A 24287-nucleotide genomic window follows, 5' to 3' on the forward strand; every position below is an offset into this window, starting at 1 on the left:
GATGCTGCCGCAACTAATCTTACGATAAATGACCTTCATTTGATGAACATGGTGATTAAAGCATTTTAATTTCTATGTTCGCCTAATTCTATTTGCTCTCGGGTGAAGACGGTTGGACAGCGAGATAGATCAGGTTGTCCATCCCCATTTACTGTATCTGACCGGCTGCATATGTAGGCATCAAACCGACCTGCCGCTTGCATCATTTTTTCTTTGGCCTTCATTGACTCGCTTGCCTTTTCTAGGTAATCACAGGCAGGATAAGACCAAGTTGCGAGTCCTGAATGGCCTGCCGCATATGTAGAGCAGGTTTCCCGCTCCGTGACTTTCTCTGTGTAACTTGCAATACCACTTCCTTTTTTCTGGAGTTGAGTCTGAATAGTTGAGTTGTGCTGGTACGGACCGGGATAGCTCCAATAAGGCACCTGATAGTTGTTGAATGCAGGAGAGTACACCGACATAAACCCACGAAGACCCTCGCTTTCGACAGCAATATAATCAGCAACACGTTTCCAGTTACCGTCTGTCCATTTCAAACAATGGTAACCTCCATCCGCTTGACGAGGTTTAGCTCCCAGCGCGATAGCGAGCTCATCAATTTCGATGTCACTATCCTGGCTGCTATTATCTGTACCAAACGCTGCACACATACCCCCCACGTGCATTACGGATATGACGCTGGAGCGGCCTATGGCGTACGGTTTGATATCAAACGCATCAAAGTATCCAGTTCGTTGATAATTATAGAAGTTGGCAGCAATCATATTCATTGCTCCAGATCTGGATTGCATGTTTAACACATCACGAGACATTTTAAGCGCACTATCCCAACCAACTCGCGACGCCGCTGCCGCAATAAGGCTGCCCATCACATCATTATCATGAGACGCGATAGTGTATTGAACAGATGAAACTGGAGTCCGCACTGCACAGTATTCGTAATATTCATTAAAGGCTAGCTCCTTACGCGCTTGTGGAGCGGCTGCATTGTGGTTCACCAAGAATTTATCCAAGCTCAGTTCCTGACCGTTCTCTGTACACTCATTACCTCCGTTGATTAGACAACGTTCATAAAGCTCAACCGTGCTTTTGAAAGAGGCAACGTTGGTAAGCGCATAATGGTCGATAAAATCGTCTACTGAGAACATTTGACCAGAATCATTGAAGCAATCATGGAATCCATACTTCATAGCCTTATCTGCGTCGTCGGAATAGCGATCTATTTTTGAAAAATTCACCTTCCTTTCTTTTTGGCGTCGCTCATCGTTGGCTGTACGAATGCGCTCTAGGGCTGCTGATTGATAACCCGGATCTAGCAACGCCTCGGTCCAAGAATTGAAGGTTAGCCACTCGGCACCTAAATTTGCCACCATCTTAGCTGCCGAGTTGAATGCCTCCTCACTGCCGAAGTCTTCCTGTCTGAATCCAACGAGTTTCATGTCGGCTAGTGCCGCTTGTATGTCCGGATCTGATTTTTCAATTTTTTGGACCGACGTATCTGTCTTAGTCTTTCCGGCGATGTTAGGCATGGTCGCGGAGCAACCTGCCAGTGAAGTCATTACAACGATTGACGTAAAAAGAATTTTCACTTTTAGATCTCCCTTTAGGTTCTGTATCCATTCCATTTTTAAATAAAAGGGCAGTCTAGCCAGTACGCCAAACTGCCCTTTTTGGACAATAGACTGCAATTATCTTGTTAGACTGCGTTCACTGTCGCCTCTTGATATACCTTTAGCCTGAGATTTACCAGTTGTCTGCGTTGACGAGCGTCCTGACTCTGGTTGTTGCCATAGCTTATCAATCAAGTGATCCAGCGGTTCCAGAGACTGGTAATGGCTTTCCTTAGCCGTCTGTTTTTGACCTGAACGCTGCTCTACAGCTCGAACCAGCCCTTCTTTTGAATCGGTATAGAGATACACGCGGTCCTTAGCTCTTGATATCTGCACGTAGAACTGTTCCGTGTTCAATAAAGCTTCCCGGTTGGTTTCCGCGTGCACAAACACGTTCTGGGCTGTCTTACCTTGGGCAGCGTGAACAGTCATGGCGTAACCGTGATCCCAATGGGAATTAGCCAGTTTGGACATGTCAAACTCACCAGTTTTACCATTTGAAAGTCTGAAGGTTACGTTCGTACCTTCTATCTTCTCAACCGTGGCCGTGTCATTGTTCAATCGTCCAGTTGGCTTATCATTATCACGCCACACGATCTTCTCACCAACGGCCAAACCACTTTCAGTTAGGTTGAACATCTGGATGTTCTTGGCCGAATAGCGTTCAGGGGAGAAGCGAATCAGCTCAGCCTGCTCATTGGCCCCGAACTTCTTAAGCAAGATATCGTGGTTATCTCGACCAACAACCTGATAATACAGGCCCTTCTTGATGCTCTCACGCTTGAAGCTACGCGCAAACCGGACGATTTGCCCATTTTGATACGATGTCACCACACGCCGTTCAGCTTCGGTTGCATCGACTGGTGATAGCTGGTTAGTATGCAGCTCTTCGCCCAGAGCACCTTCTTTTTTAAGGGCATCACGAACTAATTCATTCGTGCGACGACGGCCCTCTCGGCTTGGTTCGAGGATAATACTTTTGGCTCGTTCCTGCGGCGCAAGAGCCATGTAGTCCGTCACAAGCTCTTGTCTGCGGACTTCACCGCTTTTCTCATGGTCGATCTTTCCGCTTTTTTTACGAGAGACCATTTCCTTTATCGTGCTACCGCTCTCCTCTAATCGACTGAGAGCGTGAGAGGCATTCTTCATAAGGGAGAGATACACCGCATCCCGAGTACCTCGGTTCGTCTGCCGAACGATTTCTTCCAGATGGTAGGTTTCCATCCCATGGTTCTGTAGCTGCCGAAACGCTGCGCCAGCCTCAACTGAGGCGAGCTGCCGGACATCACCCGTCAGAATGACGCGAGCGCCCACTTGACCAGCCCGCTGTAGCAGGTCACGCATCAGCTTAGTTCCCACCATACTGGCCTCATCGACCACCCATAGCTGCGGATTTTTTTGCAGGCCCTTGGTAAGCTCCTCCCACTCTCCCTGCAACTCTGTTCGTTCGTAACGGAGTTCGTCGAGCCGTTTTTGATAGAGCGGTGAATTTTCGGGAATACGAACCCCATTTTTTTCATCCACATACGGATTGGCGAGGGCTTTTTCGATTTGCTCTAACCGCTTATTAATTTTGTCGATCTGGGCACGAGTTTTCCGTTCTTGAACCCACTCGTTGCGGTTTTGTGCTAGAAAAGACTGAATCGTTCCAGACTGAATTCCAGCACCCTCTATCAGACTCTGACCAGCAGAATTCGTAGGTGTGAGCCCCCTCACGTCATACCCCATCTCCCTCGCTGTATCAGCTACGGTTCGTAAGACGGAGGTAGTTTTAGCCGTACCAGCGAACCCTTGCGCTCCGACGATCCGGTTCTCGGTAAGCAGAATGCCCTCCGTGGCTTTCCTTTGGTCAGCATTCCACTCATATCCAAGTTCATTCGCCTTCTCCTCGGCATTGGAAATGGCTACAGTCGCCTGCTCCCGGCTGCAAAATGCCTGAACTCGGTCGCGGCCAAGGTATTCCTCCTTGATCACCTCATCCTCAATGGCGATGGCCGCTTTCGACGTATATCCCCGAACATCAATCTCTTGCTTGCTGACCTTATCAAAGGTTCTAACCGACTTCTCTATGAGCTGACCACTGCGAATTGCAGCATCAATTGCATTCTTTACATCAGAAAGTAGTACTCGCGATCCGGCATAACGGCTAGCCACTTTGACTAGATCGTGGTGTGCCCAAGACGTATCACGTTCTCCAAGGTGCTCAGTCGCCCACATGACGGCTTCGTTGGCTAATTGAACCCGCAATAAAATTGCCTCGGATTGCTGCTCTAGGCTTGGAATGTTTTTCCGTGACAGAACTATTACTTCTTTCAACTCAGTCAGCTTCTCAGAGCTGATTTCAGCATGCCAGCGTTCAAGAAGTTCACCCCGTTCTGCCTGAACCTTTCTATCCCGAGTGTCTAGAGTAACAGCCTCTTTCTCGGCGGCTGTAGCCGTGTCTCTGGTTTTTCCACGGGCTTCCAAGGCATCCCCAATAGCCTCTGAACGCTTCGAAAATTCATGGACAACATCTTTATCAAGGCCTGTAATTTCCCAAGTTCCATCTTTTGCATGATCCAGGCTATACCCCAAAGAGCACACTTCTTCAGCGAGATATTGCCGATAAACGAGGCCTAAGTGCTTCTGATCAACAAAGAGGGGCTTGTTCTCAGTGGAACGCCACTGCCCATCACCGCGCTGTGTTATGTTCATCAGGACGCAATGAGTATGGAGCTGTGGGTCGAGGGCGCGACTGGTTGTGTGCTTGAAGGTGGCGGCCACCATCGAGCCGGTTTTTTCGTACTCGACTCTATTCTCGGACCGGTTACGGTTCCTAGTAACAATATATTCCTGTTCTATATAGCGCAGAGCGGCGTGCACGGCCTTATCGTGGGCGCTCAGTAACCTTTGATCACCAGCAATTTCAGCCAGAATAGAAACACTCTTGGGCGCTGAGAAGGTTACATCCGTTCCTGGTTGATGCTTCCACTCACCATCTCTGATAGTTCCAACTCTCTGCCCATCGGGAAGCTGGCCTTCCAAAAGAGATTTGAAAGTTTCTCGCTGCACGTCTCCTGATAAACCTAACGCTTCTGCTCCCGAACCAACCCACTCAGACGGAGACAGGCCATCGACATAATAATCGTCTTTTTCAAAGTAATGACCTGCCTGCGAGGCACTTTTTATTGCTTTGGGTGACATCATGATTTTTTGCCTCCTTTCCCAAGCAGACCAAATACCAAATCATCATCCATTCCGACCGTTCCCAATACTGAATGTACTTCCTGCTCAATGTCACTTGGGCTTGGCACTTGCTCTTTAGGCTCATCAGTAGCCTGCGCGTTAGAAAGTTCTTTCGGAACAAAGTCAGTATCAAATTCCATTTTCATTGTTCTTGCGGCATTGAGCAGACGCATACCAACAGTCTCATTCTCATCACCTTGAATAAAACCGTCAGCGATCTTTGGAAGTCTCAAGAAAGGAATATCAATACGGGCTTTACTCTCCACGCCCCAAATTTTGGCAAAACAAGACAAATCAGGCAGGTCCATGATTTCACTGGGAAGAACAATTTTTCGGTTTTGGCGTTTAGAACTGACCCGAACACCGTCTCGAATGTCATCGGCGGAGTAGTTTAAGTCTTCATCAACTTCCTCACGCTCAGCTTCACCAAGCACCTTGGAGACCCATTCCGCAGTGTCGGCATTATTCAAACGGAAATGAAGCTGCGTGGAGCATAAGCCTAGTATGGTTTTAGAGGTGTTTTTCCCGAACTCTTCCTCTAATTGGTTTATTTCCTGAATACCCAAAATAACAGCGGCACCGAAGCCCCGCCCTTCAGCCATCAACATTGAAAGAGCAGGAATTTTTTTGAGGCTTGGTAGCTCATCGACAACAATCCAAAGAGTCCGCTCGTTATTAACCCCGCGTGCCATCAACCCTTTGGCCGCAGCTTGTATCCAGGTCGAGATAAGCGGTTTCTGTATTTCTATTTCAGATTCTCGTACTGGTAAGAATAACCAACTATCATCGGCATTAGGTTCATCGCCTTCTGCTATCCAATCTCTTATTGAGAAAAACCCCTTTGTATTTTCTTCTTTCAGTAACCGCAGTGGTAAGACTCCATTAACTAAGGTTGACCGAATACTTGCTAACGTCTTCTCATTGCCTTCGGAAAAATGAGTTTCAGCCGGTGTCCCTGCTACTAATTCTGTTAATAGCTCTAAATCACTCCAAGCAGTAGCCCGCAAAAGGGTGGTTAAAGATCGGAAGCCATCCATATAGAGTTTTTGTAACACAGCGGAAAACACATGGCGCGGCGAGTCCCTAAAAAATGGATCACCTCCTTTAGATTTGTCCTCCGGAATGAGTGTCTCCGCTATCCAGTCTGCATCAAATGGTGAGGCCATTTCTTCCCATGGAGTCCATTGGTGTGAACGGCTATCTGCCGGATTGAGTATGTGATCAATCCCGTCCCGATAGAACATCTCTACGAACTCGCCTTTCTTGTCATATACCACGGCTCGGTCTCCACGAGCGCGAATGGCTTTAAGCAAATGAGTTAGTGCTGTAGATTTACCGGCTCCGGTGGTGCCACTAATCAAGGTATGCTTTTTTGAAAATCCTGTGGGTAAAGGGAAATCGCCGAGGGTTAAATTAGAAATACCATGCTTTTCTACGATTTCTCCTTTCAACTTTTCGGCTGAAACGAGTTTTGCCCCTCGAATATATTTGTCTTCTTTGATTTCCTTACCTCTTTTAACGGCCTTAACAACAAGATAAACACCAATAGGCAAGTACAATACAAAGAGCGAACTGAAAGCCCATCCAAAGGATTTGAGAAGCTTAACAGCAGCGCCCTGGAATAGTGGTTCATTTATCACCACAGAGGATGGCAGAGATTCTCGCCCATCTAGGGCAACACAGGTTCCTACAGTTACGCTTGAAAATGGTTGTACTAGTCCCTTCAGTTGTGCCCAAAGATATGTACTAGCGTTTTGCAAGACACATTTATCGGCGTCTACCCATAGGTATAACAGGCCCACGACAATCGCCAACAAAACACCAGGCAGAAATATCCAAATCCCGCTGAATAACAACATCTGCTGGCTATGAAGCCATGTGTCAGCACCACGAACAAAGTCACCGACTCGACCTTTTCTAATTGTTGCCATTTTCAGCACCTCCAATGAAGTACTCTCGCAAAGCATTTGTGCGGGCTGAAATGACCTGTTTAGCCTCAGCCATTTCATCCTCAGAGCAGGTCTTTTTAAGCAGAAAATCGGTGGTTGCTACGTTGATCGACAGCAGGTTAATTAACTGCTGATAAATCTCCTTCTGATCCACTTGTACGTTTCTGATTTCGTGCAGTGTTGAGTCATTATTTAACGCCTGCTCGATCAAAGACACCGCCGTTTTACTAACCGTTTGTCCCGATTCTTTAGCTAATTCCTTCAACAAAATATGAACTTGTCTCGGTGGATATATTTGTACGCGGTACGCCTTAGAAACTCCCATTGCAGTCCCCCTTATCCCTGATTCTCTTGTGTGTAACTCCCTTGCAACTCTGCATGTGCAGAGGCGCTGGGAGTCCCCTCAGAAGGCGCTACTGCGCCGGATGAGACAGACCACTCGCGGTGAGTGGGGTGTGGAGAAAAATCCGGGCAAAGCACGGTTTTTTCTTGCTGTGAGATGGGGTCCCCGCTCGATGGAGCGGGGTGAATTGTTTCAGCCATTCGCAGGAAGGAAATTGCCAATTTACGTGTCTCATACTCATGGTATTTCCTTGCCCTTAACATCAGGCTATTGGCGATCGATGTGATAGCTTGCTCTACAGATTTTGAATTTGATGCAGTCTCAAGAATTGCGAGAATTGAAGCGCCAGAACAATGCTGGCACTGCCGAGGATGAAGTTTCATTCGTTATCTCCTGATTGATGAATTTCAGGAGGGATTTTGGCCTTTACGTGTGCAAACCCCGGCACGTCAAACTGCCCAATTTGGACAAATCGGTCACTTGGAAAAATGACTGACACTCAAAAGCCACCTGTTGATCGCTTTCTGATGTAGCGCAGCCATAACTTTCCTTGGTCGTCATCGAAAAGCAACCTATTGGTGGTGTTTCGGTTGAATTCTGAAAGGTTGGGCTGCCTCCTAGCCCTCAAAGTCATCAAAAAACACCCATTGGTGGTGTTTCAGTGATTTCTTGAGGTAAGTAACTGATGCCGGCTCACTTTGATCCATCGAAAAGCAACCTATCGGTGATATTTCGGTGGCTTTAGAGGAAATTTAGACAGATCTTGCTTTCCGATATCATCAAAAGGCTATCCGTTGGTTGATTTTCAACGACTTTGAGGTCAACAAAGAACATCCAAAGGACCTTTTATCATCAGAGAGCGTGTATTTATCAAATGGAATGATTGAAAGAATTGCTAATAAATCGGTTGTAATTAGGGACTTTCACATGTGAAAGTCCCTAAATTAAGGTATCGAAAAGTTAATTAATAATCGTACGCCAGCGGGCTCATAAAGATGCTATTAGCATCCTGCGCTTCTTTAACTGCTGCGCGAACATTCTCATTGGTCATATCCAAGACTCGAAGTTTTCCTTTAACCTCGGCCACCGATTCAATTCGGCGGTAAAAACCAGCATGAGCTTGAGCATAGACCGCTAAACCGTGTAACTTTGGCAGAGCATCGGCTAGATGTAACCCGTGGGGATCGACCATATCAACAACAACCCGGCCGTCCTCCTCAGCAAAAAAGAGGAAATCAGGTCGCATAATCTTGTACTGCTCCCCGTCTTGATATGCGATACCAAGTGATGACTGGCCCGGAGTTTGGGGATTGCGATACCAAAAAATGAACCCTGACCGAGAAGTTTCTTTCTCAATTACACGCAGTTCCCAATCATTGAGCTCACACGGGAAATTACCGTGTTCGTCACACAATAAATGCTGTTTCCATGTAGGCAGAATGTATTCTTTCTCACCATACTTAGCCTGAGTCATCTCAAACTTAGCCTCTGGCCTAACTAGCTCAATATCTTGAGGCTCTTCACTCATTTCTATTATTTGACGATAGGACTCCTGTCGGTCGTCAGACAGGCGCTTGATTCTCGCCCAATACTCCTTCAACCAGCCTTGAACTAATGTGTTTGCTTTGTCATCGAAATAATCTTGAATCTCTGTAACCAATCCTAATCCTGCAACGGTTACCCTAGCTTCAACAATAGCCTCAAGAAAGCCTTCAGGGTCCTCCTCAACACTGGTAACTTGCCTTGCAAGGTGCTCGACATAAGTTCGTGAAACGTCTGGTGTAAACACCCTAGCCGCACGTCGATAGGCATCATCAATTACAGCGATATCAGCATCTTCCCAGAACTGATTAAAGGTTTTATTCTTACTTTTCATGTCAGCAACGACCGTGCGACCATCAACAGTCATTACCGAATTACGCTTGAGTTTAATTTTATCCTCATATTTGAGCCTAAATTCGTCGAGTGCATTATGCAGTGCGGCATGAGCTTTACTTCCAGCACCTTCAAGTAAACCATCATCAGCTAATTCTTGTGCCAGCGCAGTAAGTCGTTTAGCTGGCTTAGCACCACGCTGTGGCCGAGTTTGCGAAGGCAAGGACTCAAACTTATCCCAAACATCACCGTCTGCCTCAGGATTTGGAAGCATCGCCACAGGATTAACTAGAATCCGTCCCGGCGCAGCAGAGATAGTGTCATCACCACTCATTAAAGCCTCTACTACACTTTCCACTGTTTTCTTATTGAATCTGGGCAATATGCAGTCAACAGAGTTTAATCTCTCATTACCGGGTATCCTGCGAGCCAACGGAGAACGAACCATGCGTCCAAGCAGCTGAGTGATGTGTGTTTTATCACTTGCTGCTCGGAAGGAAACCATAACTTCAGCACGAGGACAGTCCCAACCTGTACTAATCGCATCTTTCGCAATTAAAATACGAACCCATGTCGAGTCTTGTACTCGCTGGGGTTCGATATATGGAACATCACGATCACTAAATCTTTGCGTAGTATGGTCGCCAAACACATGAGCAACAGAGTTGGTAGGAAGCTCTGGATAGCGGTCAAATATTGTTTCAAGAGCTCGACCAATCTCATTGTGATCCGGGGTATTGGGAACCTGCAACACCATCAGCGGAATAACCGTTTCCGAGTCCATTTGGTGTCGAGCGTACTCCGCCCATAAAACTGAGCATTCTTTAAGTTTATCAGCAGCTCTTCTCACTAAAACAGTATCGAAATCTCCAACTTCATCCGGGATATCAAGCAATATCGTGTCTTTTATCAAGCCCGACTCTTGAACCTTTGATGCATCGACAATTACATCAGGAAGTTTGATTCTTTTGATTGCTTTTTCTATCGACTGGTTAAATCTTTCAACCGTTGCTGAGATACCCCAAACGATGGGAATACCCGGCACACCACCAAATCCATTAATCAAACGTTGAACAATAGTTCCCTTTTCTTTGTTTGTATTTCCCATACCCCTATGTGCTTCGTCCAATACAAGGTATAGGGTCAGATCAGGATCTTCTACAGTATTTTTAATGGTATCCCAGATGGTATATGCTCTAAGGTCTGGTCTTGTTTCAGGAAAAAGATCACCAGCTTTTGCTTCCAACTCTGCTTGGTCGTGCCCCCGAACAAGCAGGCTATTTTTTCCTAGTTTCTGAGTATTTAAGAAATAAATTTTTCCCGGTTCAAATTTTGGTCTATTAAATGTGTTTTCAACAACGACCATGTCGCTATGGTTTATGCGGTCACTGGATTCCATAAGCCTGAAGCGAGTTTGTTCGTTCAAAGAGGGGTCATCACTGAACCATATTACGACAGCTGTAGGATCAGCATCAAAGTCGAATTCATCGTCGCCATGGAATAACGCTTCAAATGTTGCCGCAGCCATGACAGTCTTACCTGCACCAGTGGCCGCAGTGAGGGAAAATGCAGTACAGTCAGCTTCGCCGTGCCAGTATCGGCTAGCTTTCTTCAAATTGGAAAGAGCATCTCTAACAGCATCGGATTGATAGTCTTTTAACGTAAACTTCATTAATTAATCCCCATTCGCAAAACTGAAATTACTCAGGTATGCCTCATATAAACGGACTGGCTCCACTGTTTTTGGCAAGCGACGTGCGATCGCTTGAAAACGTCGCTCGTCATCTGTCACGATGTAAGCTATACAAAGACCTTCTACCTGATTTATACGGTGTATAAATGGAGTTGCTTGGTCTATGTCACTTAAAACTCCATATCTTTCACAAACTTCCCAGCCGTTCTCTGGAAGGGTATCAATCCGAGCCCCCGCAGCTCCAGCTCTTAGCCAAAGCAATGGAGCAATACGCTTGAAAGCTAAATTATGATTTACTGCTTCTTTAGCTTCATATGTTAAAGTGAAAAATTCAGCATTTTCTTCAAATCCCTCACTTATCGGAAATTCATCGATGAATTTATAATTCCCTTTTATTTCTTCATCATCAGGAGTTTTACCAGTGATGGCTGACTTGATCCTAGGCTTAGTAATGTAATCACATATACCTAATTGTTCCCATTTTTCATCGCCAGGTCGATATCCGTCTTTTATAAGCTTCTCTTGCTCATCAGAGGAAACCTCGTTGTTTGTGACACTGATACATTGGCGATTTCCACCAAACTGACGATTTATGCGCATTACAGCATGCGCGGTTGTTCCTGAACCTGAAAAAAAGTCAAGAACTTTAGCATCCGGCTTTTGTGCGATAAAGAATTTCAATGCGTCTTCAACCGCATACAATGACTTGGGAAACGGAAAAGATCTGCCAGGTAATATTTGTCTAAGCAAGGAAGTGCCGTATTCACTAGCGCTGTGAGATGTCTTGTTCCACATTGTTTTGGGATTTTCGATAGATTCTTGTTCTTCTGAGTATGCAAGAACCACGACACCATTTTGGTCACGCTCAATAATCGATATAGCTCCAGTGTTAATCTGCTCGATAATATTGTCCGTTAGATAACTAAATGACACGCGATCGCCACCATTAAATTTTCCTACGGAAGCATATCCTTTATCAAAAAGCTCTCTGAGTCTCGAATGACCTACTTGCCATCTACCCTCTGTTCCGTCTTTTCTGATAGGCCAAATAGCAACAGTGCCATTAGGAGCTATCACCGACTGCCTATCAGCAGTGACAGGCAACAAAGGCTCACCTATGCTATGAAGTTTTCCCGTTTCTTTATTAAGAAAGATGGGATAAAACTGATGCTTACGATCTGATCGCTTTGCGTCTGTTCCACTTCTTAAGAGATTTCCCCACCTTACTTTCCTTGTCGTCTCTTTTGGTTCTTTATCGAAGTTGTCATTTTTCTTCCCTGTGAGGATCATAGGATCATTTAATTTAGTGACAGCACAAGAACCGAAGAAAACAAAGTAGATGTACTCATCTACACGATAAAAATCTTGTCCTCTTGCGACACCTTTTGGATTTATTAATGAGGTTATCATTTGAATTCTAGCCTCAGGGAAAATCTGCTCTAAAAGCATTCCCAAGCGTAAATATTCTTTCTCATCAATAGTCACGATTAAAACTGATTCTTCAGGCTTCAAAAGCTCTTTCGTGATCAGCAATCTTCGCTCCATCATTGCTAACCATTTGCTATGACGATACTGATCATCTCTTTCAACATAATTATTGTTGTATTTCCAGTCCCTAGCACCTGTGTTGTATGGAGGGTCAATATAGATGACATCAATTTTTCCGCGATGCGTGAAAGTCAATGCTTTAAGAGCATGGTAATTTTCACCATTTATAACAATATGAGACGGTCTTACATCACTTCGCCGCACACTTCCAGTACTCACTAATCCCGGATAAATCTTATCTCGAAACTCAGCTACTACTACTAAATCATCCAGAGCTACATTTCTTTGTTCAGTGTCACCTGCTCCGATAAGCTTTAAAGATGCTTCCTTTTTTAGCTTATTGATAGATATCACATGCCAAAGACCTTGATCACCGTTCTGACTAGATTTTCGTGGAGGGAGTATTCTAACTTTGTCCCCCCTTCTTATTGGACGAAGAGGTAACTCAACAGCTTCTGGCCGATGTCGTTCAAAATTTAGACCAAAGGGAAGCCGACTAGAAAGCACCTTAAACTCACGGTCAAGATCAGCGCCTAAGCTAGGATCTTTTGTTTTTACATTAGCAATTAAGTCAGTCAATCGTGACACATCTGGCTCCTAATTCGTTCTTTGTTTCATATCTGACTAGATTCTTGATCATTGCTTGGGAGCCGGTATTGCTGTTCCAATGCTCGCACGACCAGCTCTCGCACTGTAGTCTCCTGCTCAATGGATAACCGCTTGAGGTGCTTGTGCAAAGCGCTCGGTATATCTACCGAAAGGCGCTTACTATCTGAATAATCGTCTACTTTTTGTTCACCCATCATGATTTCCTGCTTTTTTGAGCTACCGCCGTACAGTACCACATCCCCACATTTGTACAAATGTACGTTTTCATTAAAACTTTCACATGTGAAAGTTTTTGCTGGCTACTAACGTTGTCTCAGCATCCGCTTAATGCGGTCGATGTGCTGCTGAGCTACCTTTGGATCGACCGGACGCGGTTCCGTTTTTTGTGGTAGGGCCTTCGGAATTTCTCCGCTGAGATCCTCCCCCTCCAAGACTCGGCGGACAGTGATAGCGTACGCTCTCTGAAAAAGTGGCCAGCTTTTATCGCGAGGAAGATTGGCAAGCTCGAAATTTCCTACCTCCCGCGCGGCGACGTACACAGCCGGATGCGTCCACTTGCAGTCAGCCGACGCCGGATGGGAGTTTCTAGACGCTTCTTTGAACGCTACTTCCGGTGTGGGCAAACCGAAATCTTCTGGATCTGGCTGGCACCAATTGATGAACTGACCAAGACTCGGCCAAAAAGGGGATTCTGATCGTCTGGCTTTTGCTAGGCCCCATTGCAACTGCTTCTCTGATGTAATCTTTGCTTCAACAAATCCACGAACCCAGGATCGTTTGGCAGCATCAACGTCAGCCTTAGAGGTGAACGTTTGCCGCCAAGCTGGAAAGCATGTTTGCAGTTCGCTGAAAAGCTTATTGATAAATATCGCCGCAGCCTGTAATTGACAATCATCATTCCGACACTCTATGGAATCTGATGGTGATTTGGCCCTTGGCTGCCCGTATTTAACGCTGCGGCTATGGTCATCCAAAGAGATAATTTCGGCGATTTTTCGCGCAGTCATTACCAACCTCCTTGCGCCCAACTTGTATCATTTAGGTCATCTGTCAAAGAGTGGTGGTGACTCTTTTCGGTTTGGATTTGACGTTCAGCATACTTTTGGCCGCGCATCATCCAGGTACGCCATGCGCCTACCAGAGCCTCCTTGGAATAAAACAGCTGGGACTGACCACTGGGATGGTCAACAAAAATTTGGCTTTCCCACTCAAGATTTACTAGCGGTGTCACTGATACTGCCCAATTTCTCATTTCATTGGTTATAACCAAATCACGACGAGTAAATTGTGGTGCGGGAGAGCTCTCTCTTGTATCTGTTTTTTGTGATTCTGTATTTTTTAAATCTTTCTTTTTTAGATCGCCGGGTTTACCGTCGACGGGTGAACTACTGACGGCTGAACCATCGACGGGAAACACGTCTATGGTTGAGCCATGCACTGAAAATCCGTCTGTGGTGTTATCTGTCTGATTTCTCTCTTGTGGCTCTTGATAGACTTCAGAGATCCAGTCCCATGTACCATCTGAACTTCGACACTTTCTTCGGACAAGGTATCCAGACTGCTCCAGCTCAGAGAGAATTCTACGAAGGCGATCTCGACCAATGCCGCATTCCTTTTGAAGTTGGTAGGGCCTAATTTCCCAGTCAGATGGTCTGGATATTAACTTTACAAGAAGGCCAAGCGCGTCCAGCGGCAAACGGGGGTCTCGGATAGTTTTATTAGGTAGAACAGTAAATTCTTGTCCTTGAGCCTTACGAATGACACTCATGCTACACCTCCAAGGTGTGCACATTCATCTTGCTTACGACGTTTGAGCTCTGCTTTGACAATTTTTCTGGCGTGCGAACGGTCAATTCTGGCCTTTTTAGCCAGTGTTAAAGTGCAATAGGATTCGTGGCCGGGGCTGCCTGACTTGGCAGAAACATTAAGCATCAAGGAGAATAACTCAGATGTGAAAAATTCTCTAACTTGCTGTGAAAAAAGGGATTTTTGATTTTTCATGGTAAACCTCAACAGATAATTAAGTTGAGGCACTGCGCTCGCGGCTTAAATTACAGCACTTAGCTCCACCCGTGCCAGTTTGATGGAGGTTGATGGCGAGACGCAAAAACTCAGGCAGGCTATCAACCTGCAAGGCCGCCCATGCCGGAGGCGTGGACTAGCAGTGGAACTTTCACATGTGAAAGTTTTCTGCTTACCAAAGGATTAATATGCTGTTTGTTTATAGAGGCCAGCTACCTCCGTTTGTTAAAAGCTTGCCACCAATATTGAAGTAAAAATCTTGCTAGCGATTCTGATTATGTCCACTCCAAACAAACTTGCGATTACTAAGCCAGCAATTACCATTTCAATTTTTGTAATTTGTGTGTACATAACAAATCTCCATAACATATTCAAAATAAAGCATGTTGCTGACTACGATTGGGAGTTGAAGCAATATGCCCTATACGATGCTCACTTTTTGGATGCTCCCAATTATTTTTTCCACACGCAGGGCAACATTTACTGACAACTTTATCTCTCAGCCCAGGCCCGCTGAATACTTCACTTTTACAATGCACACATTCAACAAAAAAAGCCTCACCACTTTTTATTTCTTTACATGCTTTGTAAAAGCCAGATATATCAAAGTCTTTTTCACTTCTTAACCACTCAGATGCTTTTATAACAGCTTCTACGTGAGGCATTTTTTCACTCAGCTCACAGTAAACATGAATTGCTGCCGAATATTTTATCCAGGCTGACTTTGAAAGAATATCTTGCCCATAAGTTGCCCGACTACATTCCTTAATAGATAAGTCCTCCCTTATTTTTCTGATTTGTTTGTAAGTAAAAGATGTTTCTTCCATGACAATACAAGTAGAAAACCCTTTTTTTACAAGGTAATAGCCAAACGCCCAACGGTTAAGATGATGTCGAGCTGGTAAAAATGGCAATGGTTTGAAGATGTTGGATTGCATAACGCCCCCGCTCAAAGTGTTAAACGATGAACAGGTAGAGACCCCATGCCTTCCTGATGTCCTAATCACAAATTGTGAATAGGCTATTTGAATGGGCTGAGTTGAACTCAGCTAAAATAATATGCTGTTTAAAGGCCAGCTACCTATCTAAATAATAGCAAGGAGAAGGGAGTTGTCAACAACTCCAAGCCCAAAATTATTCAGTCATTTCATTCAGTTAAGTTTGTTTCGTCAGAACAAATTTCCATTACTGTAATTATCATAATTACGATAATACCGTAATTTTCGTAACCCTAATCTTTTTTCCATTTTGTCCAAAAAGGGCAGTTTGGCGTGCCTAAATATCTGCCGCCCACCCGCAAAATTCTCCATGCGAAAACGCATTTTCTATTCAATCAAGTGGAGATACAAGCAATGCAAACATTTAAATACGCCGCCCTCGCAGCAGTTATTTCCCTATCGTCCGCCGCTGCTTATGCAGGTACAGGGACGGGAACTTCTCAAATTTCAGCAACCCCGCCAGCTTTATCTGTGGTCGAAGTTCAGCCGTACACGATGACGTTGGAACGCTTGCCGGGAGCCGCCCCAACTGGCGGGTTCTCTTTAAAAAGTTGGGCGACCTATTTGGCGCAAAATCCGGAGGACACAGTACAGCCCGGTTGCTTAAAAGTGACAGGTGATATGGATAAATCGATTGGGATTACCATAACCAACCTATCTAACCCAACAGCGCCGGGTGGAGCAACCTTAAGCTTCTCTGGAACACCAAAAATCAACCTAACTACTTCAACTGTTGACTGCGCAGATGCGATTTCCAAAACAAGTACAGGCGTCGGTATAAACGTGGCACCAGTTGCAGCAACTACTTCTGCCACCGGTGAGCTCTATATCGCCTGGTCATACCGCCAGCCAGCAACTGCAAGCAGCGGATTCATGCAGCTCAGTGCATGGGAAGAAGGGATCTTTTCCGGAACGGTCGATATCACCCTCGATTACCAATAATTCCAAAGTGTCAGGGCCAGCAAAGCGTTGGCCCTGACCATTGCTATTCAATGAGGTCCTTATGAAGTCCTTTACTACTTCAATCATGATGTTAACACTATCATCTCTTCTATCTTCACCCGCGACTGCATTTCAACTTAAAGCCCATGACGTAGAGATCAGTCGTAAGTCAACGACTGAAATCCCAGTATCAAATACCCTAAATTCGCCAATAATAGTGAAAATCACCCCACCAGATGGGGTACAAGTATTTCCCCGACGCTTCCAACTGCTGCCAGGAGAGCGGCAAGTAGTAAAAGCACGAGAGAGAGATGGGAAAGTCTTATCTCAAAATGCAAAGATGGCATTTTCCTATGCCGTACAAAGCGAAGAAAAACAAGGCGTTCACTCAAGAATCACGCTGACACTCCCGGTTAGGGAGGTGTCCCGATGAAGAAAAAACTTTCACATGTGAAAGTTTTTGTGCCCACGGTCTTGTTAGCCGCAGCTTTCACACTCACAGCTTCACCAACACGTGCGGATGACTACTTGATGAAGTTTGTCGTGAACGGACAAAACAAGGGGGAGTACCTTGTTTCTCGTGAAGTAGATAGCGCCATTGCTGAGCCAGGGCTATGGCATGCTGCTGGTGTAAACACAAAAGAGCAACTTCCCTTGGAAAGGCTAAACAACCTTGGTCATGCCAAAATTGTTTGGTCAGAACAAACCATCTACTTTTACCCACGCAAAAACGCAGCCAAAGCCAGAAAGGTCAAACCAGAGGTTACAATTGAGCCAAATGTATCCAATCTGGATGTAAAATCCTTTGACTACTTTCTCACCTATCAAAGCAAAGGTGATATTTCGGGTAGCATCACGGGAACAGGCCGCGTCGCAGATCTCGATGTTGATGTTAGAGCAGGGTTAGGAGGGCAAGAATCATATTTCTCCAGCCAGTGGCACGACGAGGAGAACAGCAACGTCAAAGACATTGAAGTAGGTCGTGTTCAGCGCTACGGGCTGGATGGTTTCTCACTTACGAATGAAAGTAGCCTTGCCACTGGATCATTTTCTAATGACCAAATTGAGCTTTATTGGCCTGTTGGAACACGGGTAGATGTTTACCGTGACGGAACCTATTTACAATCTTTGGTTCTGGATAGTGAGCCGTTCTCTTACAAAATCGAACTGGATTACAGCAATAATCAATATAAATTTGACGCTGTATTGCCCGATGGCACAACGGACACCAAAACAGTAGAAAGAGCCATTTCGGGACGACTTGCACCCGTAGGAGGGCTCAACTATCAAGTGGCTCTAGGCAAGTCTCCAACCACGGATGAAAGCAAGTTAATTGGACGCTTGAGCTACGGAGTGTCAAATGAATTGTCACTTTTCGCTGGGCAGGATGAGCAGGAAAGACAGTATTTTTCCGCTTTATATTCAAGAGATGACTTTTCATTTGAGCCTGCTTGGTATGGCAGTAGTGGATACGCTCTGAACGGCTCTTGGCAGGATGACAATCTTGCGATCTTTGGACAATTAAGTGATTTAGACAACTATCAATTACGCTCTGTTAGTGTTTCATCACGCTCTCTTTTTCAACCAACTATTCAGTACTCTTCCCGCACGCACGACGGCTATGAAACTCAGGAAACGACGCTACGCACGTATTACAGTACGCGCATTGAGGCACTGAATACATTAATTTCTTTATCTCCATACTATTCCAATCGTTTAACCGGTGGCGTCAGATCCAATATGTTGGGAGGGCGAATGCTTGCTAACATGCCGGAAGGTTGGCAGGTTTTGGCGTCATATGAGCATGAAAGTAAAGAGCTTGATGGTATTAAAAATATAGAACGTTTCAATGGAGAGGTGTCAAAACGATTTAACCTAGGACGGCTAACTTATCGCTACACGGCTAACAATTTTGGTCATGGGTGGGAAGGCCAGCAACAAAGCTTGCGTGCAGATCTTTGGAACTGGAAATTTGCAACCGTGTCAGCTTCGTTCAATCATTCGTCTGGTGGGGGTAATAACATTACTTTATCAGTCAGTGGTAGCTTTGGTCGCTCGGGATTCTCAAGAACTCCTCAGAGAAATCAAGCTCAGTTGGAGCTATCAACCTGTGAAGATTTAAACCTTAACGGCATTTGTGAACCATCTGAGCCAGAAGTTGAAGGCATTAAAGCAACAGTCGCTGGGCGGGAAGTAATAACACCAGCCATCATTGGTTCACTCACACCCTATCAAAGTTACACCATTCAGGTAGGTAGCGGCTTCAACTTGTCCCCCCGTTACAAAGCTGTTGAATCAACAAGATTGATTAGAGGCGGAGTAAATAGGTTGCGTTTACCGTTAACTGAAATTAGAGAAGTTGAAGGCCAGCTTGAGCGAGATGGAATTAGAGTTGCTCTTGTTGACACAGAAACGGGGAATGTTCTGGCAGAACAAACCACGGAATTTGGGGGATGGTATCTGTTTTATGCTCCATCTGGGCGCAAGGTCAAGGTTGTGGAAGAACCTGAGTTAAAACCGGCTAAAAACTTTCACATGTGAAAGTTTTCTAGTACCAAAAGTGACCGATTTGTCCAAAATGGGCACTTTGGCGTGCCAACTATGACTAGGTTTTGAGTAAAAATAGCTCTGTGTTCAGCAACTTGGAGATTGGTCATGGCATATCATTTACATCTTAATTTTGAAAACAAAGAGTATTTTTTATCAGATGGCGCGTGGTCAACCAAAGAAACGATTCAGGGCCTTCTTCTGCCAATAGGTGCGTATCAACACGCCGATGAAAAAAGTGCGTGGAATGCCGTCGATGAACTTAAATCTTTGGTAGATGAGATTCTTGATAAGGTTGAGATTGAGCGGAACGACTGGATGACTCAAAAACCAACGATCATCTACAAGGAAGATGTTAAGTTATTGATAAGCAGGCTTAAAGAGGAATTTTATGTTAACTCATTCCACTCTTACTTAAACAATGGAAAATTTAGTGAACAACATAAGGAAAGGGCTAGTGAAGAGTTTTACGGGAATTTACCTCATCTCGAAGATGAAGGTTGGTTCAACTTCAGTTGAATCATGCTAAGGCAGAAAAACTTTCACATGTGAAAGTTTTTCGTGCCAACTCCATCGTCAGCCGTCTGATTTATCGCCAGCGGCTGACGGATCATCCTTTTCATCAATATCTTTTACAATTTCCTTTGCTTTTTCATTAGCTTGCTGAACAACATCTGGTTTCTCCTGCTCTAGAATCTGCTCTAACGTTCTTGCCATAATGACCTCCTTTTAAGACCAAGCTATTATAAACGATAGATGTTAGATAACGAGAGGGATGACGGATGACGCCGTTGATGTGGGGAATCCTGGGATTATTTGCCTTCTTTACAGTAGTCACTATAGGTAGTCTGTACCTTTACAGTAAGCGGGATAAGCACTGAGCCAAATAACGCTCAAATTGTCCAAAAAAGGCAATTCCAGAGGTCAGCCTCGAAAGGTGATCAAGAGAAAATAACAACAACTCCTGACCACCCAAGAGAAAGATTATGACCGAGAATCAACTGGTATCCATGCTGGAAAAAATCCAATCACTGGCCATTCCTGCGAAAGAAATCATGACCATTAATGACTGTGCCATCTACACAGGCCTGTCCACCTCGTACCTTTACAAGTTGACATCCAAGAAAGAGATCCCGTTTTTCAAGCCGATGGGCAAAAGGGTCTACTTCAAGCGCACAGAAATAGACCAGTGGTTGCTGCGTAACAAGCAAGGGGGTATCTATGAAGCAAGCTAATAGATACGCTCCCCCGCAAGCAGACGAGCGTGGAGCACTTCTCTGCGCCTACCGTGAGTCCGAACGTTTTATAAAAGAGATCGAACGAGAGCGCATAACATCGATCAGCAGAACAACCTGGTGGAGACTAGAAAAAGCTGGTCAAGTCCCCAAAAGGAAAAGAGTTGGTGGCAGCACAGTCTGGTTGCTGTCAGACATTCTAGCTTGGATGCAAAAGTAGTTACTGTTATATATAACGCATAGCTTTCATCATGTAACAATCCGGATGACATATGGTTCATAGTTTAAGAACAAATCTCCAAGAACTAAATGAGAAAAACCCGGCCCCATTTACCAATGATGTCATCCTTAACTACTCAGATTATTTAAGAAGTAAGGAGATCACACTGTTCCCTAACTACCAAAAGATTATTGAGGATGTACCCTTAGGAAAAATCATCGGTATTGACCAAATGTATGGAGATATGAAATGGGGAGATTGTCTTGATGGCCGCTACTTAAAAAGGATCAATCGAAATCTTCAAGAACTTGAAAGAAATCCTGATTACTATCTTTCCGATATTGAAAAATCAGGCCTGTCTCTAAAAAAAATCGGGGATGAGTACTTCATTAATGCTGGAAAGCATCGGGTAGTGATAGCTCGATTTCTTGAACATTTTAATCCTCATGCTTTCCAAAACCTTTCTCCCCTTCGTAATGTAGAAATATATGAGTATTTCTTGGATTACGAATTCATGGGCATACAATCGTCAGTTAAAGAGATAGAAAAAGATTTTCCGGAGCTGCACTTTAGCCTGACGTATACCGATAAGGCCGATGAAGTCTGCTTGACGATAGTTAGAACTGACTCTTATAACGGCTCGGAGAGGTATACACGCTCAGAGGTTCCCTGCTGTCTGGAAAAGCTCAAAAACCCTAGCATTGTGCAGAAATTTAGAACCGAAAAAACTCACAATCTGCTAAGTTTTAAACAATGTTTGGCTGTTCTTAAGAATAATTTTGTCTCATGGTATAATTCGTAGTAACTAATATAAGGCAGCTCTAGGGTGCGAGTAAAAAATCATGTTTCAGCCAAGTGGTGAGTAAACTGGTAAGTGGAAGCATATTGCTCAACCGAAAAAACAGCATAAAACATTGATTTTTATATGAATACAAATATCACTCCACGAGCAGATTCAGAATATCGAATAGGTTCTTAGGTAGAAAGTTACCTGGCCAAGAATGTCTAAGCAGCCCTGTCTTTCCTGGTGAATAGCCTTGTAAATACAGGGCTTTTTTATTTTTCCGTCCAAATCGGTTTTGCAGATGTCCGTTACCAGTTGCTGTTTAAGTGGTGGGCAAAATGGTGGGCAAACCCTGTTTTTTTGACTCAATAAGCAAAAAGCCAAGGTATCTGGTGAGCAGATTTTTGCATCTATCTCACCACCGCCTTATGCCATCTCCACTTATCGTGCTACTTGCTGATTGTTCAATCACTCAACTATCGAACTATTCGATAAACAAACCGTGGTGGGCAATGGTGAGCAAATTTTTACGATTTCTTAGGAATATAGAGTAACAAACGATGGCAAAACTAACCGCAACTCAGGTGCAGTCTCATGCTCGCACCGCTACAGCAAACAAAAAATACAGTGATGGGTAATGGCCTATATTTTTGCGTAATAAAATCTGGCATGCCGTATTGGATGCTAAGATATACCAGCCTAAACGGACGACGAGAAGCCACGCTCGGTCAATATCCAAGCATGACCTTAGCAGAGGCTCGACTTGAATCGTCTAAAATGCAGCTGCAACTTCAGCAAGGTGAAGACCCATTAGCAATTCGCGTTATTGAAACCATCCCTGAAATCCAAAATGTCAGTCAGCTGTTTCAAGACTGGTATGCCAAAGACTTAAGTCGCCGATTAAAGCACCCCAATATACCCAAACGTGTTTTTACCAAAGAGATTGCACCAGTGATTGGTCAACTCCCTATCCAAGCAGTGCGGCCAACACATGTACGTGAAGTATTAGAGCACATTCGAGAAAGTAACCGCCCTACCATTGCCAACGACACATTAATGTACATGAAGCAGTTGTTTCGACATGCGATAAAGCTCGACTTAACGCTGAACAACCCAGCCGCAGCCTTTAGCGTGGACGATGCCGGTGGCGTGGAGTCCAGTAAAGACAGGATGCTCAGCAAAGAGGAAATTCACTACGCCTTCAGCGTGTTTCATACCCATATCAATAGCTTTGGCCGCGACAACTACCTCGCTTGCTGCCTGTTTTTGGTGTTGGGCGTACGCAAAAGCGAACTGTGCGAAGCCATGTGGCGTGAAATGGATTTAACCACGGGCATATGGGATCTGCCCAAAGAACGCAGTAAAACTGGCGTGCCAATCAGCATTCCCTTACCGCGCCAAGCCATTACCTGGTTTAACGAGCTGCAAATCCGCGCTTGTGGCTCGCCTTATGTTTTCCCAGCCAGACGAGCAAGCCATCGTCCGCATATGGGGCCAGATACGCTGAACCTTGCCATTTCTAAACTCTTTGGTCGAGAACCGGGTCGCAAAAAACAGCCACCCAATAAAATGGGCAAACTTGAACACTTCACCGTACACGATTTGCGCCGCACCTTTCGCAGCCTTGCCGCCCCTTTGGGCATCGCAGGCAACGTGGCCGAACGCTGTCTTAACCACAAAATCGTCTGGAATGTTTTTGGACGTCGGCAGGACGGGCTGAAAGCCGAGTCTCAGGGATGAGACGAGCATAAGCTAAAAGGCGTTGAGGGCATTTACGACCGACACGATTACTTTGAAGAGCGCCGTATTGCCCATCAAACCGTGGCTGATGTGGTCGAACCGCTGGTGAACTTTGAACCCCCTTCACAACACCACACAGGAGGGCGCTATAGCCAAACTACTGGGAGTTGCAGCTAGGCGGCAAGTGAAGAGCATAGACATACTATGTGATTGGGGTGAACAAACGCAGCCAACACCGCTGCTGCTTCAAGTAGGAAGGATATAACATGCAATTTATGATACGACTGGCCCCCATTACCTTTCCAATAGCCATGCTGGCTGATCACCACTGAAATAAACCAATACCAATCTATGCAATAAATGGGATTTAGTGGGAACGAACGGGAAAAAATGGGAAGCGTTTTTGCAAAAGAGTTGCACACTATGAAAATAAAAAGTGTTGCCTAATGATGTCTAAAATATCCCCTTGATCCTCATCTGATAACCCTAAAAATTCACGTGATGGAATATCACCCCATGGTACTCCATTCCCATACTGTCCTTTCTTAGCACCGTTGTGGAAGGTCGATGAGTAGATCATCGGAGAGCCAACCTCCAGACCATCTTTGGTGACGTTTGAAAAAATCTGCTCTTGTAACTTCCGTGTCTCACCCGTACCTGGTTTTTTACCAGTAATACGATCAATGCCTGCTTTGGTAATTTTTCCTGTCTTCTTTGAATACGAGCTGCTTTTGAAGCGATTGGCATAGTTGATCAGTGTCGATGCTTTATTGGCCTCCCATGGTGTTCCATCGGGTGCAGTGGTGGTCTGGAATCGTTGTTTTGTGCTGTCTATTAGAACATCACCCATGGCTTTGAGCGCTGGTTTAACATTGCCTATGGCATCCGTGAGTGCTTGAAGTGCTGAAGTAACTTCCTGGTCATGAATACTGACTTTAATGCTCACA

General features: G+C 45.0%; 21 protein-coding genes. 7 read left to right on the forward strand and 14 right to left on the reverse strand.

Features of this window, described 5'->3' with window-relative positions; translation table 11 throughout:
• Positions 1 to 65 precede the first annotated feature (65 nt).
• The 12 genes from ACQY6I_RS18300 to ACQY6I_RS18355 all read right to left on the reverse strand — a co-directional run bounded on the left by ACQY6I_RS18300 (position 66) and on the right by ACQY6I_RS18355 (position 15812).
• Entirely contained in the window at positions 66 to 1589 is a 1524-nt protein-coding gene (locus ACQY6I_RS18300; protein WP_428242950.1) for a hypothetical protein, read from the reverse strand.
• A gap of 99 nt (positions 1590 to 1688) precedes the next feature.
• The gene (gene mobF / locus ACQY6I_RS18305; protein WP_428242951.1) at positions 1689 to 4796 is read right to left on the reverse strand and encodes a MobF family relaxase; all 3108 of its coding nucleotides are present in this window, start codon (positions 4794 to 4796) and stop codon (positions 1689 to 1691) included.
• Positions 4793 to 6766, reverse strand: coding sequence for a type IV secretion system DNA-binding domain-containing protein (locus ACQY6I_RS18310; protein ID WP_428242952.1), 1974 nt, complete (start codon positions 6764 to 6766; stop codon positions 4793 to 4795). Before ACQY6I_RS18310 ends, mobF begins: the two co-directional genes overlap by 4 nt.
• Entirely contained in the window at positions 6753 to 7109 is a 357-nt protein-coding gene (locus ACQY6I_RS18315) for a hypothetical protein (protein WP_094392716.1), read from the reverse strand. The genes ACQY6I_RS18310 and ACQY6I_RS18315 overlap by 14 nt, the downstream gene beginning before the upstream one ends.
• Positions 7110 to 7120: 11 nt before the next feature.
• Complete coding sequence (locus ACQY6I_RS18320) at positions 7121 to 7510, reverse strand: hypothetical protein (protein ID WP_428242953.1); 390 nt, start codon at positions 7508 to 7510, stop codon at positions 7121 to 7123.
• Between the two features lie 581 nt (positions 7511 to 8091).
• Entirely contained in the window at positions 8092 to 10674 is a 2583-nt protein-coding gene (locus tag ACQY6I_RS18325; protein WP_428242954.1) for a DEAD/DEAH box helicase, read from the reverse strand.
• A gap of 3 nt (positions 10675 to 10677) precedes the next feature.
• A complete protein-coding gene (locus tag ACQY6I_RS18330; protein ID WP_428242955.1) occupies positions 10678 to 12831 on the reverse strand; it encodes a site-specific DNA-methyltransferase in 2154 nt (717 codons plus the stop codon).
• A 26-nt stretch (positions 12832 to 12857) separates the two neighbouring features.
• Entirely contained in the window at positions 12858 to 13106 is a 249-nt protein-coding gene (locus tag ACQY6I_RS18335; RefSeq protein ID WP_428242956.1) for a hypothetical protein, read from the reverse strand.
• Positions 13107 to 13154: 48 nt separating this feature from the next.
• The gene (locus ACQY6I_RS18340) at positions 13155 to 13859 is read right to left on the reverse strand and encodes a replication protein P (protein WP_428242957.1); all 705 of its coding nucleotides are present in this window, start codon (positions 13857 to 13859) and stop codon (positions 13155 to 13157) included.
• Positions 13859 to 14620: a hypothetical protein gene (locus ACQY6I_RS18345; RefSeq protein WP_428242958.1), complete on the reverse strand. Its 762-nt coding sequence runs from the start codon at positions 14618 to 14620 to the stop codon at positions 13859 to 13861. Before ACQY6I_RS18345 ends, ACQY6I_RS18340 begins: the two co-directional genes overlap by 1 nt.
• The gene (locus ACQY6I_RS18350) at positions 14617 to 14853 is read right to left on the reverse strand and encodes a hypothetical protein (protein WP_144221647.1); all 237 of its coding nucleotides are present in this window, start codon (positions 14851 to 14853) and stop codon (positions 14617 to 14619) included. Before ACQY6I_RS18350 ends, ACQY6I_RS18345 begins: the two co-directional genes overlap by 4 nt.
• 392 nt (positions 14854 to 15245) lie before the next feature.
• A complete protein-coding gene (locus ACQY6I_RS18355) occupies positions 15246 to 15812 on the reverse strand; it encodes a hypothetical protein (protein WP_428242959.1) in 567 nt (188 codons plus the stop codon).
• 333 nt (positions 15813 to 16145) lie between these two features.
• On the opposite strand from ACQY6I_RS18355, the gene ACQY6I_RS18360 reads away from it, so the two are divergent.
• The 3 genes from ACQY6I_RS18360 (at position 16146) to ACQY6I_RS18370 (ending at position 19880) form a co-directional block, all read left to right on the forward strand.
• Complete coding sequence (locus tag ACQY6I_RS18360) at positions 16146 to 16814, forward strand: hypothetical protein (protein WP_428242960.1); 669 nt, start codon at positions 16146 to 16148, stop codon at positions 16812 to 16814.
• 429 nt (positions 16815 to 17243) lie between these two features.
• Complete coding sequence (locus ACQY6I_RS18365) at positions 17244 to 19355, forward strand: hypothetical protein (RefSeq protein WP_428242961.1); 2112 nt, start codon at positions 17244 to 17246, stop codon at positions 19353 to 19355.
• A 114-nt stretch (positions 19356 to 19469) separates the two neighbouring features.
• Positions 19470 to 19880 (forward strand): hypothetical protein, encoded by a 411-nt coding sequence (locus ACQY6I_RS18370; RefSeq protein ID WP_428242962.1) that lies wholly within the window; start codon positions 19470 to 19472, stop codon positions 19878 to 19880.
• Positions 19881 to 19937: 57 nt separating this feature from the next.
• Here ACQY6I_RS18370 and ACQY6I_RS18375 read toward each other — a convergent pair whose 3' ends face one another.
• Positions 19938 to 20078 carry a hypothetical protein gene (locus tag ACQY6I_RS18375; protein WP_428242963.1) on the reverse strand — a complete coding sequence of 47 codons (141 nt, stop codon included), beginning with the start codon at positions 20076 to 20078 and terminating at the stop codon, positions 19938 to 19940.
• A 269-nt stretch (positions 20079 to 20347) separates the two neighbouring features.
• Between ACQY6I_RS18375 and ACQY6I_RS18380 the strand changes: the two genes are divergently transcribed.
• The 4 genes from ACQY6I_RS18380 (at position 20348) to ACQY6I_RS18395 (ending at position 23340) form a co-directional block, all read left to right on the forward strand.
• Positions 20348 to 20596 (forward strand): helix-turn-helix transcriptional regulator, encoded by a 249-nt coding sequence (locus ACQY6I_RS18380; protein ID WP_428242964.1) that lies wholly within the window; start codon positions 20348 to 20350, stop codon positions 20594 to 20596.
• A complete protein-coding gene (locus ACQY6I_RS18385) occupies positions 20583 to 20816 on the forward strand; it encodes a helix-turn-helix transcriptional regulator (RefSeq protein ID WP_428242965.1) in 234 nt (77 codons plus the stop codon). The genes ACQY6I_RS18380 and ACQY6I_RS18385 overlap by 14 nt, the downstream gene beginning before the upstream one ends.
• A gap of 52 nt (positions 20817 to 20868) precedes the next feature.
• On the forward strand, positions 20869 to 21618 hold the full coding sequence (locus ACQY6I_RS18390; protein WP_428242966.1) for a hypothetical protein: 750 nt from the start codon (positions 20869 to 20871) through the stop codon (positions 21616 to 21618).
• A gap of 576 nt (positions 21619 to 22194) precedes the next feature.
• Positions 22195 to 23340, forward strand: coding sequence for a tyrosine-type recombinase/integrase (locus ACQY6I_RS18395; protein WP_428242967.1), 1146 nt, complete (start codon positions 22195 to 22197; stop codon positions 23338 to 23340).
• Positions 23341 to 23761: 421 nt separating this feature from the next.
• Here the strand turns inward: ACQY6I_RS18395 and ACQY6I_RS18400 are convergent, their stop codons facing one another.
• A complete protein-coding gene (locus ACQY6I_RS18400; protein ID WP_428242968.1) occupies positions 23762 to 24286 on the reverse strand; it encodes a phage virion morphogenesis protein in 525 nt (174 codons plus the stop codon).
• Between the last annotated feature and the right edge of the window lies 1 nt (position 24287).

The organism is Gynuella sp. (assembly GCF_050297175.1).
Classification (GTDB): domain Bacteria; phylum Pseudomonadota; class Gammaproteobacteria; order Pseudomonadales; family Natronospirillaceae; genus Gynuella.

Coding starts and splice junctions, on each gene's coding strand:
- mobF (WP_428242951.1), bottom strand. CDS start 4,796: ATGATGTCACCCAAAGCAATAAAAAGTGCCTCGCAGGCAGGTCATTAC.
- ACQY6I_RS18310 (WP_428242952.1), bottom strand. CDS start 6,766: ATGGCAACAATTAGAAAAGGTCGAGTCGGTGACTTTGTTCGTGGTGCT.
- ACQY6I_RS18315 (WP_094392716.1), bottom strand. CDS start 7,109: ATGGGAGTTTCTAAGGCGTACCGCGTACAAATATATCCACCGAGACAA.
- ACQY6I_RS18320 (WP_428242953.1), bottom strand. CDS start 7,510: ATGAAACTTCATCCTCGGCAGTGCCAGCATTGTTCTGGCGCTTCAATT.
- ACQY6I_RS18325 (WP_428242954.1), bottom strand. CDS start 10,674: ATGAAGTTTACGTTAAAAGACTATCAATCCGATGCTGTTAGAGATGCT.
- ACQY6I_RS18340 (WP_428242957.1), bottom strand. CDS start 13,859: ATGACTGCGCGAAAAATCGCCGAAATTATCTCTTTGGATGACCATAGC.
- ACQY6I_RS18345 (WP_428242958.1), bottom strand. CDS start 14,620: ATGAGTGTCATTCGTAAGGCTCAAGGACAAGAATTTACTGTTCTACCT.
- ACQY6I_RS18350 (WP_144221647.1), bottom strand. CDS start 14,853: ATGAAAAATCAAAAATCCCTTTTTTCACAGCAAGTTAGAGAATTTTTC.
- ACQY6I_RS18355 (WP_428242959.1), bottom strand. CDS start 15,812: ATGCAATCCAACATCTTCAAACCATTGCCATTTTTACCAGCTCGACAT.
- ACQY6I_RS18365 (WP_428242961.1), top strand. CDS start 17,244: ATGAAGAAAAAACTTTCACATGTGAAAGTTTTTGTGCCCACGGTCTTG.
- ACQY6I_RS18370 (WP_428242962.1), top strand. CDS start 19,470: ATGGCATATCATTTACATCTTAATTTTGAAAACAAAGAGTATTTTTTA.
- ACQY6I_RS18375 (WP_428242963.1), bottom strand. CDS start 20,078: ATGGCAAGAACGTTAGAGCAGATTCTAGAGCAGGAGAAACCAGATGTT.
- ACQY6I_RS18380 (WP_428242964.1), top strand. CDS start 20,348: ATGACCGAGAATCAACTGGTATCCATGCTGGAAAAAATCCAATCACTG.
- ACQY6I_RS18385 (WP_428242965.1), top strand. CDS start 20,583: ATGAAGCAAGCTAATAGATACGCTCCCCCGCAAGCAGACGAGCGTGGA.
- ACQY6I_RS18390 (WP_428242966.1), top strand. CDS start 20,869: ATGGTTCATAGTTTAAGAACAAATCTCCAAGAACTAAATGAGAAAAAC.
- ACQY6I_RS18395 (WP_428242967.1), top strand. CDS start 22,195: ATGCTCGCACCGCTACAGCAAACAAAAAATACAGTGATGGGTAATGGC.